At 58.9% G+C, this 17,357-nt stretch carries 14 protein-coding genes and 1 tRNA gene; all 15 read right to left on the minus strand.

The features are described 5' to 3' along the window. Nucleotides 1-85 precede the first annotated feature (85 nt). Nucleotides 86-2,101: an ABC transporter ATP-binding protein gene (locus WC509_02190; GenBank protein MFA5006265.1), complete on the minus strand. Its 2,016-nt coding sequence runs from the start codon at nucleotides 2,099-2,101 to the stop codon at nucleotides 86-88. Between the two features lie 4 nt (nucleotides 2,102-2,105). Next, nucleotides 2,106-3,839, minus strand: a complete 1,734-nt coding sequence (locus WC509_02195; GenBank protein ID MFA5006266.1) for an ABC transporter ATP-binding protein — start codon at nucleotides 3,837-3,839, stop codon at nucleotides 2,106-2,108. A gap of 13 nt (nucleotides 3,840-3,852) precedes the next feature. Further along, nucleotides 3,853-6,174 carry a U32 family peptidase gene (locus WC509_02200; GenBank protein ID MFA5006267.1) on the minus strand — a complete coding sequence of 774 codons (2,322 nt, stop codon included), beginning with the start codon at nucleotides 6,172-6,174 and terminating at the stop codon, nucleotides 3,853-3,855. A gap of 123 nt (nucleotides 6,175-6,297) precedes the next feature. Then, complete coding sequence (locus WC509_02205; GenBank protein ID MFA5006268.1) at nucleotides 6,298-6,609, minus strand: hypothetical protein; 312 nt, start codon at nucleotides 6,607-6,609, stop codon at nucleotides 6,298-6,300. 166 nt (nucleotides 6,610-6,775) lie between these two features. After that, a complete protein-coding gene (locus WC509_02210) occupies nucleotides 6,776-7,291 on the minus strand; it encodes a GrpB family protein (protein ID MFA5006269.1) in 516 nt (171 codons plus the stop codon). Between the two features lie 2 nt (nucleotides 7,292-7,293). After that, nucleotides 7,294-8,064, minus strand: coding sequence for a hypothetical protein (locus tag WC509_02215; GenBank protein ID MFA5006270.1), 771 nt, complete (start codon nucleotides 8,062-8,064; stop codon nucleotides 7,294-7,296). A gap of 154 nt (nucleotides 8,065-8,218) precedes the next feature. Next, nucleotides 8,219-8,293, minus strand: a tRNA-Trp gene (locus WC509_02220). An 89-nt stretch (nucleotides 8,294-8,382) separates the two neighbouring features. Next, nucleotides 8,383-8,589, minus strand: coding sequence for a heavy-metal-associated domain-containing protein (locus WC509_02225; GenBank protein ID MFA5006271.1), 207 nt, complete (start codon nucleotides 8,587-8,589; stop codon nucleotides 8,383-8,385). A 45-nt stretch (nucleotides 8,590-8,634) separates the two neighbouring features. After that, a complete protein-coding gene (locus WC509_02230; GenBank protein MFA5006272.1) occupies nucleotides 8,635-11,013 on the minus strand; it encodes a TIM-barrel domain-containing protein in 2,379 nt (792 codons plus the stop codon). Next, the gene (locus WC509_02235; GenBank protein MFA5006273.1) at nucleotides 11,010-11,864 is read right to left on the minus strand and encodes a PHP domain-containing protein; all 855 of its coding nucleotides are present in this window, start codon (nucleotides 11,862-11,864) and stop codon (nucleotides 11,010-11,012) included. Before WC509_02235 ends, WC509_02230 begins: the two co-directional genes overlap by 4 nt. Nucleotides 11,865-12,013: 149 nt before the next feature. Further along, the gene (locus WC509_02240; protein ID MFA5006274.1) at nucleotides 12,014-13,306 is read right to left on the minus strand and encodes a tetratricopeptide repeat protein; all 1,293 of its coding nucleotides are present in this window, start codon (nucleotides 13,304-13,306) and stop codon (nucleotides 12,014-12,016) included. A 75-nt stretch (nucleotides 13,307-13,381) separates the two neighbouring features. Continuing rightward, nucleotides 13,382-13,801, minus strand: coding sequence for a hypothetical protein (locus WC509_02245; GenBank protein MFA5006275.1), 420 nt, complete (start codon nucleotides 13,799-13,801; stop codon nucleotides 13,382-13,384). Between the two features lie 341 nt (nucleotides 13,802-14,142). Next, the gene (locus WC509_02250) at nucleotides 14,143-14,442 is read right to left on the minus strand and encodes a hypothetical protein (GenBank protein ID MFA5006276.1); all 300 of its coding nucleotides are present in this window, start codon (nucleotides 14,440-14,442) and stop codon (nucleotides 14,143-14,145) included. An 11-nt stretch (nucleotides 14,443-14,453) separates the two neighbouring features. Further along, the gene (locus WC509_02255) at nucleotides 14,454-15,701 is read right to left on the minus strand and encodes a hypothetical protein (protein MFA5006277.1); all 1,248 of its coding nucleotides are present in this window, start codon (nucleotides 15,699-15,701) and stop codon (nucleotides 14,454-14,456) included. Nucleotides 15,702-15,813: 112 nt separating this feature from the next. Next, nucleotides 15,814-17,352, minus strand: coding sequence for a diguanylate cyclase (locus WC509_02260; GenBank protein MFA5006278.1), 1,539 nt, complete (start codon nucleotides 17,350-17,352; stop codon nucleotides 15,814-15,816). Nucleotides 17,353-17,357: the final 5 nt, after the last annotated feature.

The following is a 17,357-nucleotide window of genomic DNA, read 5'->3' on the forward strand; positions in this document are numbered from 1 at the left end:
AACGCTTTCAGTCTAGACTATTATATCATATCCGCTTTGAAAAGAAAGAATCCAAAAAAGTATTTGCTGCAGGAAAAACCGTGGCTCATCCTTGCGGATCGGCCACGGTTTTGATCTGGGAGCGGTAGATGTTGGCGTACACGCCGTTCTTGGCGAGCAGGTCGCGATGCCTGCCTTCCTCGACCTTGACGCCGTTTTCCAGGACGACGATCCGATCGGCGTTCTTGATCGTGGAAAGACGATGGGCGATGACGATCATCGTCCGTCCCTTGGCGACGGTCTCGAGCGCCTGCTGGATCATCTCCTCGGTCTCGGTGTCGATGTTGGCGGTCGCTTCGTCCATGACGAGGATCGCCGGGTCGTGGACGACCGCCCTGGCAAACGAGATGATCTGCTTCTCGCCGACGGAGAAGTTGCCGCCGCCGCGGGCGACCGCGGTGCGGACGCCTTCGGGAAGCTTGTCGAGGATCTTCTTCCCGCCGATGCGGACGAGGGTCGCCTCGACTTCTTCGTCGGTGAGCCCTTCGACGCCGAAGCGGACGTTGTCGGCGAGCGTGCCCTTGAAGAGGACCGGATCCTGGAGGACGATGCCGACGTGCTTGCGGAACGACCGTTTCGAATGCGTGGTGATGTCCTCGCCGTCGATCCTGATCGAACCCATGTCGCAGTCCTTGAAGTCGTAGAAGCGGAGCAGGAGGCTCATCAGCGACGACTTGCCCGATCCGGTATGGCCGACGAGACCGACCATCTCGCCGGGATTCACGTGCAGGTCGATGCCCTTCAGGACGGGGTGCCCCTCCTGATAGGAGAACCAGACGTTGTCGAAGTCGATCCGGCCGCGCGGACGCGGAATCGCTTCGAACGATCCGTCTTCCTGTTCGCCGTCGATGATCCGGAAGATGCGATCGGTCTTGACGATCGCGTGCTCGAGATTGCCGATTTCGCGGAAGAGCGTGCCGACCGGTTCGATCAGACGGCCGAGGTAATCGTTGTAGGCGTACACGATGCCGGCCGTGACGACGAACCCGGAAATCGTCAGATAGCCGTTGCCGAAATAGAAGACGATCGCGGCGGTGACGAGCGCGCCGACAAGCCGGATCATGTTCCAGCCGATCGACAGGTGGAGGCGCTGTTCCTTCATCTTCTCGTTCATGAAGTCGAGCGAGAGTTCGTCGAAATCCTTCGTCGTCTGCGACTGGAAGTTGAAGATCTGGAGGATCGAGATGCCGTTGATGATCTCGTTCAGCCGCGCCGTGATCATCGACGCCTGCTCGTTGACCTTGACGGCGATCGTGTTGAGGCGCTTCACGAAGAAGCGGAGCCAGGCGTAGACGATCGGGAAGACGACGAAGGTGATGAGGGCGAGCCGCGCGTCGAGATAGAACATGCCGATGTAGGCGAACACGATCGACAGGGTGGCGTTGACGAGCAGGTTCATGATCGTCGAGAACAGGTTCATCATGCCGCCGACGTCGGAGATCACGCGGTTGGCGATCTTTCCGGCCGGCTCGGTCTCGAAGTACTCCATCGGCATCCGCTGGAGGCTCGCGATCGCATCCTTGCGGGCGTCGCGGACCATGTTCACGTTGATCATCGACGTGGTGATGCGCTGGATGTAGGTGAAGACGATCTGCAGGATGAAGCGAACCAGCAGGAGCACGATGAGGATGACGAGGGGTTGGACGAAGGGCCCGTAGAAGGCGAGCACGTCGTCGTGCGAGAGTTTCGCCGCCGTGAAGACGAAGATCCCGCCTTCGGGCGTGGTGACCGTGAGCGTGTCGCCGTCGAGCGCCTTTGCGCCGGCGGGAACGTCGGCCTCGACGAAGTAGTAGCCGCCCTGATAGATGACGATCGAGACCGGATCGACGCCGATCGGCTTCTGGGCATAGTATGTGCCGTCGTAGAGGACGCTTCGTTCGGTCGGTCCCTCGACCGCGTACCAGGAGTTCTCGATGCCGATGAGCTGGTTGTCGAGGATTTCCTTGACGAGGAGCGGTGCCGCCAGGCCGAGCGCCTGGACGACGAGCATCGCGAGAAAGGTGATCACGAGCAGTTTTCTGTTTCTGGCGATGTAGCGCCAGACCTTCTTCATCGCTTTCATCGCGTCACCTCATCGTGATCTGCTGGATGTACTGGTCTTTGTACCAGCCGCCTTGCCTGAGCAGATCCTCGTGTTTGCCGCGCTGCGTGATCTTCCCGCCCTCGAGGACGAGGATGAGATCCGCATCGCGAATCGCGCTGAAGCGATGCGATATGATGATGTTCGTCTTCCCGCCGCGCGTTTCCTTGAGGCGTTCGATGATGTTCTCCTCCGTCTTCGCGTCGACCGCCGAAAGCGAGTCGTCCAGAATCAGGATTTCCGGATCCTTGATCAGCGCCCGGGCGATCGAAAGGCGCTGCTTCTGGCCGCCCGAAAGCGTCGATCCGGCCTCGCCGACCTGGGTGTGCAGACCCTCGGTGAGGTACATGACGTCCTTCTCGAAGTCGGCGTTCTTGACCGCCTTGTCGAGGTCTTCGAGACGAGCGCGGGGATTGCCGATCATGATGTTCTCGTCGACGCCCTTCTTGAAGAGCATGTGCGCCTGGGGGACGTACCCGACGAGGGCGCGGACGTCGTGGATCCGATATTCGCCGATCGGGACATCGTCGATCGTGATCGCGCCGTCGGTCACGTTGAATTCGCGCAGGAGCTGACGGATCAGCGTCGACTTGCCGGCGCCGGTCGGCCCGACGATACCGATCGTCTGACCCTTCTCGATCGTGATGTCGATGTTCTTGATGACCGGCGACTTGTCGAAGGGATACTTGAACGTGACGTTCCTGAAATCGATCCGGCCGAACGTGAGGATCGGTTTGGACGCGGGTTCGTCCTTCACCTCCGGCACGGTCCGCATGATCTCGTCGAAACGGTCGACCGAGACCTGCGCGTTGTTGAGCTGGGTGAAGAAACCGGCGATCGAGACGATCGGTCCGTAGAGCGTCCCGACGTAGGACAGGAAGGTGACGAGCTGGCCGACGGTGATCTTCTGGTCGATCACCAGCCAGGCACCGTACGAGAACGCGAGGAAATAGGCGATGCCGTAGACGATTTCGAACAGCGGATTGAACCAGTTCTCGTAGCGGACGATGTAGCGCCAGGATTCGATGTCCCTGTCGATCGCCTCGTACTGGCTCTTCAGGTCGTTCTCCTCCTGGACGTAGGCGCGGATGACCTTCTGGCCTTCGACCGATTCGAGGATCTTGTCGGTGAATGCCGCATAGATCTCGCGATGTCTCTTGATGTACTTGCGCTTGCGGTTGCGGATCACGTTCAGGATGGTGAGCGCGATCGGCATGATCGTGACCGAAACCGCGGTCAGTTCCCAACTGATCGTGAATCCCATCATCACGATCGCGAGCACGATCACCGAGGAGTTGAAGATCAACCCTTCGAGCATCGAGGTCGCGGCGGTGGTAATGCCGTCCAGGTCGTTGGTGACGCGTGCGATCAGATCGCCCTTCGGATACGCTTCATAGAACTTCGAATCCATCTCGAAAAGATGGTCGAGGTATCTGCGGCGCAACTTGAAGGCGAGTTTCTGGGATTCCTTGTTGATGATGTAGTTGTAGGCGAACGAAAGCAGGTAGCGTCCGACCGGGAGCGCGACGAGCGCGGCGACCAGCCAGACGAGCGTCGAGGCGGTCAGCCCGCCCGAGACGATCGCATCGATCGAAAGACCGAGAACCTTCGCCGGCAGAAGCAGGATGAAGGAGATCGACATCAAAAGGAAGAGCATCAGAAGATACGTCTTCCACTCTTCCTTGATGAACCATTTGAGTTTTGCGTAGATGTTCTTCATGACGGACTCCGACTCATTTCACGAAGCGTCCGTACGTCGACTTGCGACGGTCGACGACGTACGCCTGCTTTTTGAACGCCTTCTGGAAGGCGGCGATCACGCCTCTGGTCTCGTCGCCGTCCTCGATCGTGAAGTCGAGGCGCGCGGCGGCGATGCCGACGGATTGGATGAACCCGACAAAATCGATCAGGTTGAGCGAACGGGAGTTGAGCACGCGGATGTTGCAGTTGCCGTCGTTAACGAGCGGAAACTCGTACCCCATGCGATCCCTGAGCGAATACCGGTTGCGTTCGCAGAGCGTGCATCCCGCCTTGGTCTTGAATGTCTTGGCGATCGGACAGAACTTCGAAATCATCAGATCCTGGAATCCGTATGCAACGATTTCGAGCGCCGGTTTTTCGCCGTATTCGGCGATATAACCATCGATCAGCGCCTTGACTCTCTCTTGCGACATCTCCGCCGAAAGGGTCACCGCTCGGGCGCCGTGACGGCCGAGGAAGTTGACCGCGCGGCGATTCGTGACGTTCATGAACATATCGGCGACGAAGGGGTTGTCGAGCGCCGAAAGCTCGCTCGCGTACGCTTCGCGCGTAAGATCGAACGATGCCCCAGCGGGCCGGATGCGAAGGCGCTGGGGGATGTAGCGGACGCCTGGATAGGCAGTGGGATCGACGGAAAGGATCTCCTCGTGGACGATCGTGGTGACACCCATCGCCCATGCGGCCTGCAGCTGTTCTTCGGTCCTCACCTTGGCGATGATCGAAAAAGGCGACGGCTCGAAGCCCGCCGGACGCCGTTCGGCGGCGACGATCTTCGGTTCCCGGCGCGGCGCGACGCGTCGTTCGCTCAGCCGTTCGATCGCGAGGCGTCGGGTTTCGTTGAGCGCCTTGACGGGAATGAATCCGATGCCGTCGGTCTCGATCGACAGCGACCGCCAGAAGAACGGCGTGTTTCCGAGTTTGGCGATCTGTTCCTCGATTTCCGGCCTGCCCATCGGACGCGTAGCGGCCGCGGCGATCGCGAAGGGGGTCTCGACGACGACGGATCGTCCCTCGACGTCGCGAACCTCAAGCGTAAGCGGTGATCCGACGAACGCCTTCACGACACCGTCGAGCCCGACCTTCTTGAAGGCTTCGTCGGCATACGCCGCGAGTTCGTTCTCGAGGGCGTGGTCGAGCGTCTTCATCACCGTCGCGCCGACGACGATTTCTTCGGCGCTGTCAAGCTGGATCGTCTCGCCGGCGAAGGCGCGGGTGACCATCTTGTCGCCTGCGAGGATGCGCGAAACGACGTTGCCGGAGTCGGTCGGTCCGAGGAAGCGGATGCCGTCGTTGACCTCCAGCATATCGGAAAGCCGGACCGTCGCCTTCCCGCGGGCGAAGGCCGTGACGGTGCCGACCTCGACGCCCATGTGGTTCGGGCGATAGGGATTGTTGATGTCGTTCGGAAGCGTGTTGAAAAGATACCCGGGCGTGTACTCGCGGTTGAAGACGCGCTTCAGTTTCGCGATCTCGGACTGGAAGTCGACGGGTTCGCCGCCGGCCAGGGTGTCGAGCGCGTGTCGGTAGCTCGATACCGTCTGCGCAACGTATTCGGGCTTGCGCATGCGGCCTTCGATCTTGTAGGAGGCGATGCCGAGGGCGGCGAGGTCTGCGAGCCGCTCGAGCGTCATCAGGTCCTTGGGGCTCATCAGATAGGCTTCGTCGGAGACGGGCGTCCCGTCCTTGAGGAGCGTGTAGGGCAGACGGCAGAGCTGGGCGCATTCGCCGCGGTTGCCGGAGCGGCCGCCGACGAGCGAGCTGAAGAGACAGTTGCCGGAATAGGAGACGCAGATCGCGCCGTGGACGAACACCTCGAGTTCGACGTCCGTCAGGCTGCGGATCGCGCGGATCGTGTCGACCGATGTCTCGCGGGCGAGGATGATCCGGCTCACGCCGAGATCGGCGAGTTTCTTCGCCTGCTCCGGGAGATGCACGTTCATCTGCGTCGAGGCGTGAATCGGCGTGTTCGGATAACGATGGATAAAGACGTCCAGGACGCCGAGATCCTGGACGATGAGGGCGTCCACGTCACGCGCGACAAGTGCGTCGGCGTAGGCGACCAGGTCGTCGAACTCGTCGTCGTAGACGAGCGTATTGATGGTCACGTAGACCGAGGCGCCGCGCAGATGGGCGTAGCGGATCAAATCGCCGATGTCGTCGTTTCCGAAGTTTTCGGCGAACGCGCGGGCGCCGAAACGTTTCCCGCCAAGATAGACCGCGTTCGCGCCGGCGTTGATCGCGGCGATGGCCGCGGCCTTGCTGCCGGCAGGGGCCAGAAGTTCTCCGATTCGCATGATTCCGCCTCCTTTCCAGACCACAACCATTATATCACCTTTGTCCCCCGGACGCGCACCGACGCAATCGAAAACGCTTCAAATGAAAAGGCCGTCCGGGACGGCCTTGAGGAGCGGATTCGATCACTTGGCGCTGGCGCTCTTGTAGATGTCGGGGAGGTTCTCCCGCTGGTCTTTCAGAATTCCCTCGATCGCATCGAAGATCTCGCGCTTCTTCATCGGGAAGCAGTCGTCGCAGAAGTTCGGTCGGTCGCAGTTGGCGCAATAGACGCTGGTCATGTCCTTGTATTCGTTGACGATCGCCAGCGTCGCATCGATGGTCGCGATCTCGTCCTGGCGGCGAAGGAAGTAATAGGCTTCCAGCACTTCTTCGACGACTTTGTCCTGCAGCTCGTTCACGCCGCGCAAAGCCTTGATCCGGTGACTCGTCTTCATGGCATGTCCCCCTTCTCTTCCGTCCGATCTGCCGCCGCCGCGTCGGTGACGCGAGGACACGCTCGCGGAAGATGCTTGAATCTATTTCCATTATACACGAAGACGGAAAAGTCAACAGCGAGTCCGGAAAAATAGTCCGAATAATTCACATGTGAGAATCAAGCGCTTACAAATTGCCGCATTCGGCGAGAATCCGGGCGATGATTTCGCCCTTTTCGGCGATATAGGCGTCGATGTCGTGCGGATGGCGGGCGGCGGCCGCCCGTTTCACCGCACCGTATGAATCGCGGTCGGCGGAATCGTTCCGAAGGTGATCGCGGAAGGCGAGATGACGACGCAATTCCGCGTTCCCGGAAACGCAGACATAGAGGTGGTGACACATCAGGTGCGGCTTGTCGTCGTACTTGAAGGCTTCCCGACCGGCGATGCCGAGATCGCCCTCGTGACGATACCCGGCCGCTTCGAGTCGAGCGCGGACGAACGGGAAGCGTGCTGCCGTGTCGATCACGACGTCGATGTCGACGATCGGTTTGGCGCAGAGGCCGGGAACCGCGGTCGAACCGACGTGCTCGATGGCGAGACAGGCGTCCTCGAGCACCATCGCGAGTTCTTCGCGGATGGCGTCGAACGCCGCCGGCCATGCGAGGTCGTACGGCACGACCACGACGTCTTTGGTCTTCACCGTCAGCCTCGCGACTTCAGGATGCGGCGCTTGAAGAAGTTCATCCCGATGTCATAGGTCCGGAATTTCGACTTCCCGCCGTCAAGGAAGCAGAACGACTGCTTGGTTTCGTCGTAGAGGATGGGCACAACGACGTCCGTGAACGCCTGGGGCGATGTCTTCTGCAGCGCCATCTGCTGCGATGCGAAGAGACGGGCAGTCTCGGCGGCTTCCGGCGTGATCGATCCCATGTAGGCGAACAGAAAGAGGATGTTGTTCCGTCTGCGACGTTTTCCGTCGTCGGTCACCAGTTCGCAGAAGCGATCGACGGTCCGCTTGATGCATGCTTCGACGTCCTCGGTCCGCTCGATCACGACCGTGACGACGTACGCATCGATCGCAAGCGAGAAGAAGCGACGGCGCAAGGCGTTTTTCGTCGGCGCAAAGCGCTCGGCGAGGAAGGCGGCTCGCATCGTCTCGGGACTCGAAAAAAGCGATAGCGACGATCCTGATGCACGCTCCGCCTGCTCGAGGTTCTTCATCAGTTCGTCGGTGACGTTGTTCTTATAGAAAGCGATCGCGACAACGGCGGAAGCGACGATCGCGGCGAGTCCCGCGATGACAAGGATCGGCGTGATCGCCGATCCGTCCTCCCGTCGCTGGAATACCGCCGCCGCGACGATCAGGCCGATTCCGACCAAGAGCAGCGAGACGCATGCGACCGCACTGCCGAAGTAGCTTTTCCCGGACAGCTTGGCGTCCGAACGTTCGTTCTTCTCGAGTTCCCGATCCATGGCGATCCCCCGTGTCGGCCGTGAGTGGAATCCGATGCGGCCGATCTAATCAAAGTATACAACAATTCACCCGCAAAGGGTATGTTCGTCCACATTTTGCGTGAAGGCGCAGATAAAAAAACCGTCGCACGGATGCGACGGTTCATGGATTCGGTGGCAGGGGCGACAGGATTTGAACCCGTTCAAACAGTTTTGGAGACTGCTGTGCTACCGTTGACACCACGCCCCTAAAGTCTATTAACATTATCCAACAACCACGTCGAATAGTCAAGGAATTTCCACAGGCGCGCCGGCGGAATCCGCGACGCGCCCGTGCCTTCATTGCTTCTCGATCGATACGAGCCGATAGCCCTCGTCGGCCAGCGACGCGGCAATGACGTCCTTCGAGACGAATCCCTCGAACGTGGCATAGCCGTCCGTCAGAAAGACGCGGACGTCGGTGATCCCGTAGATGCCTTCCAGCACCTTCTTGACGTCCCGTGCGCATCCTTCGCAGCACATTCCTTCGATGATCGCCCTTTTCATCCGTTTCGCCCCCCGCCTTCATTATACTTGACGCGGGGATTCTAGTCAATTTTCCCCGCGAAACGGGAAGAGCCGGGCGAAGTCCTCGAGCATCGCCCTGATGTGGGGCGGAATCCGCTTGAACGACTTTTCGACCATTTCCGCCGATTTCGCCTCCTGGAAGGCGTTCCAGACCGCGGTCTTCAGATCCGGGTTGAGGATGACGTCGACGAGCATCCGGTCGAGGACGGAAAGCGCCGCTGCGCGTCCCGCCGTGCGGACGGACGCGTCGACGACGATCTCGACCTTCTGGTAGGAGGACACCTCGCCGGTGCGGACGACCAGACGGGATCCTTCCCGGGCGTGATCGAATCCCGCCACGTCGCCGGTCAGGTTCACGAACGAGACGACATAGCTGCGACGCGGCGGAATGTAGCTCCGTTCGGTCTTGTCGGGCATGATCCGTAGGATCGTGCGCCCGCCTTCGCGGACGAGTGCGAAACGGGTCTCGTGACAATCGCCCTCGCGATACGCGGAGGAGTCGCCGTCGTCTTCGTAGAGCGTGAACAGGTTGTCGGCGCCGGGATAGACGCGAACATCGAACGCCGACGGGTTTTGACCGGCGGGCGCCATCGGATCGGCCGCGAGGACGACGATCCCGCCTTCCCTGACGAAGGCGTTCTGATGTTCCAGCGCCGTGTGGATCCGCACGGACTTTCCGCCGGGGACGATCTCATCGGTGAAGAAATGGGTCCAGACGCCCTTGGGGAGGTAGAACTCGACGGACGCGCGCGTCGTGCGCGGGTCGATGGGTTCGGTGACCGGCGCGACGACCATCTCGCTGCCGAAGGAGTAGACGCCGTCCGCCTCGTACGCCTTCTCCTGTTCCGGTTCCGCGTAATAGAGCGGCCGGATCATCGGACGTCCGAGCGACGAATCGATCCTTGCGGCGGTATAGAGATACGGCACGAGACGATGGCGCAGCCGCAAAAACTCGCCGACGACCGCACGGATTCCCGGTGCGTGGCGCCACGGCTCGCGGGTGGCGAAGCGATTCGACGTCGAATGCATCCGCATGATCGGCGAAAAGACGCCGAACTCGACCCAGCGAGCGTAGAGTTCGGGATCTTCCTTCCCGCCGTAATGGCCGCCGATGTCGTGGCTCCACAACCCGAACCCGATATTGGCCGCGGTCGCGGTAAAGGTCGGCTGATACCTGAGGCTGTCCCACGTGATGATGGCATCGCCGGAGAAACCGATCGGATAGCGCTGCGCCCCGTATCCGCACCAGCGTGAAAAGGTGAACGGCCGTTTCTTCGGGTCGCGTGCCGAATCGTAGTGATGGAGGTGGTTGAGCATCCAGAGCGGGTCGAGTCCTTCGACCCTGGTCCGCGACCCCTGTTGCCAGTCGACCCACCAGAAATCGACGCCCATGTCCTCGTATGGATGAAGCAGGATCTCGAAATAGGCGGCCATCGCCTTGGGCGAGGCGGCATCGAACGGCACGACCGCCTTCGTCGCCGGATCGATTCCCATGCGCGCGGCCATCGCTTCGTACTGGATCTCGTAGGATTTCACGCCGTTGGCGGGATGCAGATTGACGGAGGTGCGCACGCCGCGGGCATGGAGTTCGGCGATGAACCCCGGAAAGTCTGGGAAGTACTTCCTGTTCACGGTGTAGCCGGTCCAGCCGCCCCAATAGTCCTGAACGCCGTCGATCGCGGTGATGTGCCAGTCCATGTCGACGATGCAGATGGAAAGCGGGACGCCTTCGGCCCGGAACCGGTCGACGATTCCGAGCAGTTCCCGATCGGTGTACGCCCAGTACTTGCTCCACCAGTTTCCGAGGATGTAGCGCGGGATCAGCGGCGCGTGTCCGGAGATCGCGACATATGCCTGCACGGCCGCCTCGTAGTCGTGGCCGTAGCCGAAGAAATAGATGTCGGTTCCGTTGCTCCGGCGCGTCTTCGGCCAGCCGTACTGGTCGAGAAGGAGCGACTTCGAATCGTCGAGGACGGCAAAGCCGCTCTTGCCGACGACGCCGTCGCCGAGCTTCATCTTGCCGTCGACGCCGTCAAGCGTACGGGCGGTTCCTCCGAGGTTCTCGCCGTCGGATCCGAACTGCCAGACCGCCTTGGTCGATTTCACCAGGATGCGCATCGCATCGGCGATGAGAAGTTCACCGTCCGAGACGGTGATGCGGAGGGCCGCGGTCTCGATCGACAGCGCGACCGTCGACATCTTCTTCTCGAACGCGACCGGTGCCGCGTCGCGATGCCAGATCGACTGCGACGGCTCATCGACGAAATCGTTGGTGGCCGAAAATTCGATGCGGACCAACCGGTCCGCAAGGAGCGTGAATCGATAGTGCTTGAAGCGGACGACGTTGCCCGGATTCGCGACGCCGTTCGCGTCGAGTCTCATCGGATACGGGTGATCGTTCATCGGACTCGCTTCCTTTCGGCCGCCAGATCGAGATACGGCAGTACGTTCAGTTTGAAACGCTCCGCGAAGGCGACCGTCTCGTCGATCACGGAATCGTAGAGTTCGGGCGGATTGTGGGTATCGCAGCCGATCACGACCTGCGCTTCGGGATACTCTTCGACGATACGCCAGAAGGCGGTCCGGGGGTAGAGCCAGTCCATCCCGTCCTGCGACCGATGGCGGCCGCGCCGTGGCCCGCCGCCGTTGATCTCGAGCTTGACGCCATGGCGGATGGCCGCTTCGACGATCCGTCGCGAGACGCGCTCGGCGGTCTCGTCGAAGATCAGGACGCCATCGTCGTCCGCATAGGTCATGAGGAACAGGTCGGGATGCGTGACGATCGTGAAAAAGCCCGTCGCGAACGCTCGCTCGGCAAGCGCGGCGTATTCGGGGAGGCGTTCCTTCGTCATCCGGTCGTAGACGTTGAAGAGGCCGCCGACGGAGGGAAAATAGTGGATGCCGAGCGAGAGATACTCGACCTTCGTGAGCAGCCACCCATAGTAATCGTCGTGGCCGGGAACATACTCGATCTCCAGTCCCGAACGGATCGAGATGAGGTGGCCGTATTCATGCCTCGCCCGTTCGATGTCCGGCAGGTAGACATGTTCGAAGAGATGGACATCCATCTGTCGCTGGAGCCAGTTGTCGGAATATTCCTTGGTCGTCATGAAGTCGCGCGGAATCGGTCCGTGGTCGGACATGCCGAGTTCGGTGAATCCTTTCGCGATCGCTTCGCGGACATAATCCGCGGTCATTCCCGCGGCGTGTCCGCAGAGGGCGGTATGGGTATGGTAGTTGGTTTTCAGTCTCATTGTCGATTCCTCGTTTTCCACTTCTATATTCTATCACCGAACACCGCGAAACTCATCCGGATCGCGATAAAAAACCGCGGCCCTCGAACAGGAGCCGCGGTTGGACGCATGGGATGTGAAACGACTGACGCAAATGCGCCCGAAGCGCCTCACATGAGGTAATCTTCTGAAGAAACCTGTTTTACCGGTTTCGTCGCCTTTTTTGTGATCAGTTCGTCATGAAGCTCTTTGGCAACGTCCTGGATGAAATAACCGCGGAACCGATAGTCGGGCATATACTTCTCCGCATTCTTGTACGCGTTGTCGATCTCCTCGATCGAGGCGTGTTCGTAGAAGGCGCGGAAGAAGAGCACGAGCGACAGATATTCGTCGGGGTAAACCTGCATGCGACGGGCTTCGAGCAGATTGTCAATATACTTGGACGCCCGCTCAAACTGGCCTAGGCGGTACATGCAATAGGTCGCCATCAGCGACTCGTACTCGGGCTTCTTCGTGCACTCGTTCTCGATCTTCAGATAGTAGTCCAGGGCTTCCTTGTGGTTGCCGTTCTGAAGCATGCAGTCGGCATAGCTGATGTAGGTGACGCGATTCAGGCGCTGGATATCGTTGAAGCGCAGGTAAATCAGATTCTTCTTAAGAATCCGCAGAGCCTCATCCACGTTTCCAAGCTTCTTATAATAGGTGGCGATGTTCATGCGGCAGAAGATGGCTTTGTTATAATTCAACTGCTCCTCGAGTTTCGGCAACGCCTTGTTCGCATAGATCAGGCCGTTGATGTAATCTCCGACCATCGAATAGGCAAACGACACGTGATAATTCGATGTGGGTTCGAAATCGGGATAATTGGCACTCATGTAGATGGTCAGTCGAGCGTAGTGGACGACTTTCTCGGGATCCTTCTTGATACCCGCATACGCGGTCATGTATTCGTAATAGAGGAAGCGGTGCTCGTTCGACATCTTGTCAACGAAATCCTTCAGGACGTTGACGGCCTCCTCGATTTTCGCATGGTTGATTTTGTTGGTATAATTGACTTCGCTGACATAATAGATGAGTTGGGCTAGATATGCTGGAATCATCAGGATGGAAGCCCGGTTCTGATCGAATATCGCCATCAGCTTCTCGTAATACGGTATCGCGTGGTCGAATTTGGAAAAACAGATGCATGTATAGAATTGGCTAAAATGGTCGTCGAAAGCGACGACCGTTTCGGGTTCCACCGGCGATTTGATACCGAAGAAATCCACCATCTTCTGCAGCATGTCCTCGTAACCAGAGAACCCTTTCTGCTGAGCACGCCGAAAATTGGATTTTGGAATATCCGCTTTTTCGTTGATTTCCTTTTGGGTGATGCCCTTGGTCGCCTTGTAATGATCGATCAAGACAATCGCATCAAAACGATCCTTGAAATAGTAATTGCACGAAAAATCGTACAGCGTCATGGTGAATCATCCTTTTATGCAAGTCGTCATGGTCTATGTCAAGTCATATCCCATGACGCTGACGACCCTGATGAATCAGAGTTTGATCAGGCTGAGGGGATAGACGAAATCCGGCTCGGGATCATCCGCAAGGGTGATGACTTTGCCGGGGTACACGAAATCGGGTTCGGGATCGTCCGCGAGGGTGATGACCCTGCTGGGGTACACGAAGTCGGGTTCGGGATCGTCCGCGAGGATGATGACCTTGCCAGGGTATACGAAGTCGGGTTCGGGATCGTCCGCGAGGATGATGACCTTGCCGGGGTACACGAAGTCAGGTTCGGGATCGTCTGCGACCGAGATGACCTTGCCGGGATACACGAAATCGGGTTCGGGATCATCCGCGAGGGTCGTGACGCGATTATCGATCTCATCGATGGTGCCAATGACGATGGGGGCGGCAAGCAGAAGGGCGAACAGAACGACGAGCAACGACTTGAGAATGGATTTTTTCATGATATGCTCCTTGGGTGTTGATTTGTTGACGATGATGCCATGTACGATCGGTGTCAGAAGATTCGTGCAATCTCGCTTGACAGCAACAATATAACACAGCACCCAAGGATTGTAAATATTCCCCTTTATGAATATTTTACTATTTGTATTATAACACATTTGCGGATTTGCAATATACAAGATTCTGATTTATGAACCTTTTCTTGGTTTGACCCCCATTCGGTGAAGACGCGTTTCACGTATTAGCCATAACAAATAAATCGCGCGGACTGCGATTCGTGTTCTTTCTCGTTCCCTTCATTCGCTTTTTGGGTTTCGCCAAGAAAAAACGGCTTGATTGCTCAAACCGTCTTCGCATCTCGATTCCTGTCGATGCGGATGTTCCGCCATAGCATCAGACAGTAGATCGAAACGATCGTGAAGTTCAAAACGTAGAACCCGAGAACGTAGTTGACGGATCCGTTGACCAGCTTGTTGACGATCCCCATCGAGTATCCGACGAGGATCAGGATCGCCGAAGTCAGACTCGCTCCCTTCGCCGTCCTGGCGCGATATGCGCGGACGACGGCCACGGGCCATGAGGCGCCGAAGAGGAGCAGCATCGCGATTTCGAAGAACTGCATGTAGAAGGCGGGTCCCATCGTCGCCCTCCTCAGACGCGCCTTGATGCGGCGTTGACGTGCTTGTACATCTCTTCGGCCGCAAAATGCAGCTTGGTGACGACATTCATCCGATGCAGCGGATAGATGTAGTAGGTATCCTCGAGCGTCGATAGGGAGATGCAGTCGGCGCCCTTCCCGAGATAATCGAGTTCGATGTGGATCGAATATGTCGACAAAGGTTCCTTCACGAGCGAGAAGGGTTCTCCATCGAAGACTCCTTCGAGGCGGAACCCGTTCGCGTCATGGACGAGTTTGCCCTCGCCGAGCGGCACGAACCCCTTTGCGTTGGGAAGCGAATCGACGCGGACTTCATCCTCGAACCGATAGCCGCCGTTCTCGATTTCCTTCCTGACGTTGCCGCGCTCCCATTCATACCAGTCGGGAATGCGTGTGAAGACGCCGTCGCCGTCGATGCCGCGCAGGCGGCCGTAGACATCCATCTCGTAGGTCTTCCCGCATTTGGCGCACCAGAGGGCGCTGCCGTCCGATTCCATCTCGTGCTCCGTCAGACAGTGCGGGCACTGGTAGAGGATGCGATGGAGTCCCTTCGCGCGATTCCGATACTTGATCGCCTGCTTGGTTTCGAGCTGATAGCGATACTCGTCGTATTCGAAGGCCTTCGCGATGCGGGCGTTGATCTCCTGGGTCGAGATCGACGGGATTTCCTCGGCGGTGACGATCTGGGTCATATCGGCCGCGAGCCGCACCTTGCGCTTGGCAAGGTTCCAGACGGGCGAAGACAGGTAGTTGCCATGCATGTTGAGAACGACGACCGGCACGCGCATGACCTTGCACATCTTGCCGAGCGAATCCGGCAGGATCGCGGTCGTTCCGGAGAGCGAGTAGCGGGCTTCCGGATACACGGCGGCGATCGTCTTGTTGACCTTGAGGGAGTGCTCGATCTGCCGAACGAGCAGGATGTCGTTCGTGAATTTGCGCTTGCAGATGCAGCCGACGTTGCGAAGCAGCTGCTCGCGGTTGATGAATCCGTCGATCGCGACCACGTAGTTCGCCCCGCGCGGCCAGATCGCCGCGGTCGTCACCGAGAAGTCGATGAACGCGTGATGCGTGCAGAGCAGGATGTACGGCGGCTTGAGACCCTTCATGTTCACCTTGTTGACCCTCAAGCCGTGCATCCAGGCGTTCGGCAAGGCGATGATCCACGACAGGAGTGTCAGGTACCACGCCTGCTTCTTCGGTTTAGCTAGCATGTCGTAACGGACGATGTTCTTCTGCATGTCTGTGATCCCCCCGGATAAAAAACACAGCGAACGCTGGGATCGCTGTGTCCTAATAGTAGCACGCTGACGGTGAATGGTCAACCCCGATCGACGACGTGCCGTGCAACCGTCAAAGGACGGTGGTGACGATGTTCTTGTTCGATCGTTTCGAGATGTACAGGGCTTCGTCGGCGCCCTTGATCGCTTCCTTCAGGGTACCGCTGCCGACGCGTCCGCCCTTGACGCCGATCGAAACCGTGATGTGGATTCCGAGATCGCCGATGGCGATGCAGGTCTGTTCGACGGCGACGCGAATCCGTTCGGCGACGGCGCGGGCTTCTTCCGGCCGCTCGTCGCCGATGAAGGCGACGAACTCTTCGCCGCCGTAACGCGCGAGGATGGCGTTCTCGTCAAGCGCCGTCCGGATGATGTGCGCCAGTTCTTCGAGCACCAGGTCGCCGATCGGATGACCGTGGGTGTCGTTGACATCTTTGAAGTCGTCGATGTCGATCATCATCACCGCATACTCGCCGTTCAGGTGCGTCGGATCATCGAGGTGCGCCGTTGCGGCCTCGAAGAAGGCGCGGCGATTGAAGATGTTCGTGAGTGCGTCGTGGGACGCCTCGTAATCCAGTTTCTCGATACGCTCGAGATAGCTGGTCATGTCGTTGAAGCGGATGATGTATCCGTTCAGCTGACCGTGCTTCGCCGTGAGCGGGAAGGTTTCGGCGATGTACCGCTTGCCGTGATGCTCGAAGGGGACGGTTTCGTTCCCCTTGAACGCCTCGACGATGTCTTCCGGCAGAAACGACTTGGCGAGCGGCATCCCGAACCTGACGATATCCTTTCCGAAATCGTCGAACGCCGCGTTCCAGGAGATGACGTCGTAGTGTTCGTCGAGGACGAGGATCGGGTCGAGCGCCTTCTCGAACGTCGCCTGGTGCGCCGACGGGGTCAGGATGAACAGCTCGAACCGGAACATGAAGTAGAGCACGACGAAACTGATGATCGAGATCGCATAGAGGACATAGTCGAGGCCGAAGGTCGTGTCGTTGAAGAGGGTGGTGGAGATGAAGATCGACGCGGCGAAACCGAACGAAGACAGGATCCACGACTGGTACCGCTTGATGCCGGTGGATTTGAGGGCGCTGCGGATGTACATCGCGCCGACAAGCGCGAGTACGAGCAGGTTATGGAGCGCCTGGATGTAATAGAGCCAGCCCTTGCCGAGGATGAGCACGTCGATTCCCAGCGTGGCGGACGTGCCGTCCATCATTTCGGCGAACGTGTAGTACCAGTCGAGCGGGGTATAGTAGGTGAACTGGACGACGACGGTCACGAACGTCGGGATGATCAGGGGAATCAGTTCCTGCCACCATTTCGGCCGACGATCGCGAAAAGCGAAGCGCATCGCGAGCAAGAGCCAGAACGGCGCCAGGATGGGTACGGCCAAATACTGGATATGGTTGAAGAGGATCTTCGTCTCGACCGTCGTCGCCGCCAGTTCGAGCGCATACGCCGTCGCATAGACCCCCTCGAGGAAGAACATGAGCGCAAGCTGCCAGAACCCGTGCGCGCGGCGGAGATTGGTCGCGATGGCGATGGCGATCCCGATAGAGATGATGCCGATGGCGAACGTGAAGCCGATGAGGATGATGTCGAAACGCATGGTGA

This window comes from Candidatus Izemoplasmatales bacterium (assembly GCA_041649275.1).
Classification (GTDB): Bacteria; Bacillota_I; Bacilli_A; order Izemoplasmatales; family Hujiaoplasmataceae; genus UBA12489.

Bases quoted from the DNA above. Each gene is read 5' to 3' on its own strand.
- WC509_02190 (MFA5006265.1), bottom strand. From the start codon at position 2,101: ATGAAAGCGATGAAGAAGGTCTGGCGCTACATCGCCAGAAACAGAAAA.
- WC509_02200 (MFA5006267.1), bottom strand. From the start codon at position 6,174: ATGCGAATCGGAGAACTTCTGGCCCCTGCCGGCAGCAAGGCCGCGGCC.
- WC509_02250 (MFA5006276.1), bottom strand. From the start codon at position 14,442: ATGGGACCCGCCTTCTACATGCAGTTCTTCGAAATCGCGATGCTGCTC.
- WC509_02195 (MFA5006266.1), bottom strand. From the start codon at position 3,839: ATGAAGAACATCTACGCAAAACTCAAATGGTTCATCAAGGAAGAGTGG.
- WC509_02260 (MFA5006278.1), bottom strand. From the start codon at position 17,352: ATGCGTTTCGACATCATCCTCATCGGCTTCACGTTCGCCATCGGCATC.
- WC509_02215 (MFA5006270.1), bottom strand. From the start codon at position 8,064: ATGGATCGGGAACTCGAGAAGAACGAACGTTCGGACGCCAAGCTGTCC.
- WC509_02240 (MFA5006274.1), bottom strand. From the start codon at position 13,306: ATGACGCTGTACGATTTTTCGTGCAATTACTATTTCAAGGATCGTTTT.
- WC509_02225 (MFA5006271.1), bottom strand. From the start codon at position 8,589: ATGAAAAGGGCGATCATCGAAGGAATGTGCTGCGAAGGATGCGCACGG.
- WC509_02245 (MFA5006275.1), bottom strand. From the start codon at position 13,801: ATGAAAAAATCCATTCTCAAGTCGTTGCTCGTCGTTCTGTTCGCCCTT.
- WC509_02205 (MFA5006268.1), bottom strand. From the start codon at position 6,609: ATGAAGACGAGTCACCGGATCAAGGCTTTGCGCGGCGTGAACGAGCTG.
- WC509_02230 (MFA5006272.1), bottom strand. From the start codon at position 11,013: ATGAACGATCACCCGTATCCGATGAGACTCGACGCGAACGGCGTCGCG.
- WC509_02235 (MFA5006273.1), bottom strand. From the start codon at position 11,864: ATGAGACTGAAAACCAACTACCATACCCATACCGCCCTCTGCGGACAC.
- WC509_02255 (MFA5006277.1), bottom strand. From the start codon at position 15,701: ATGCAGAAGAACATCGTCCGTTACGACATGCTAGCTAAACCGAAGAAG.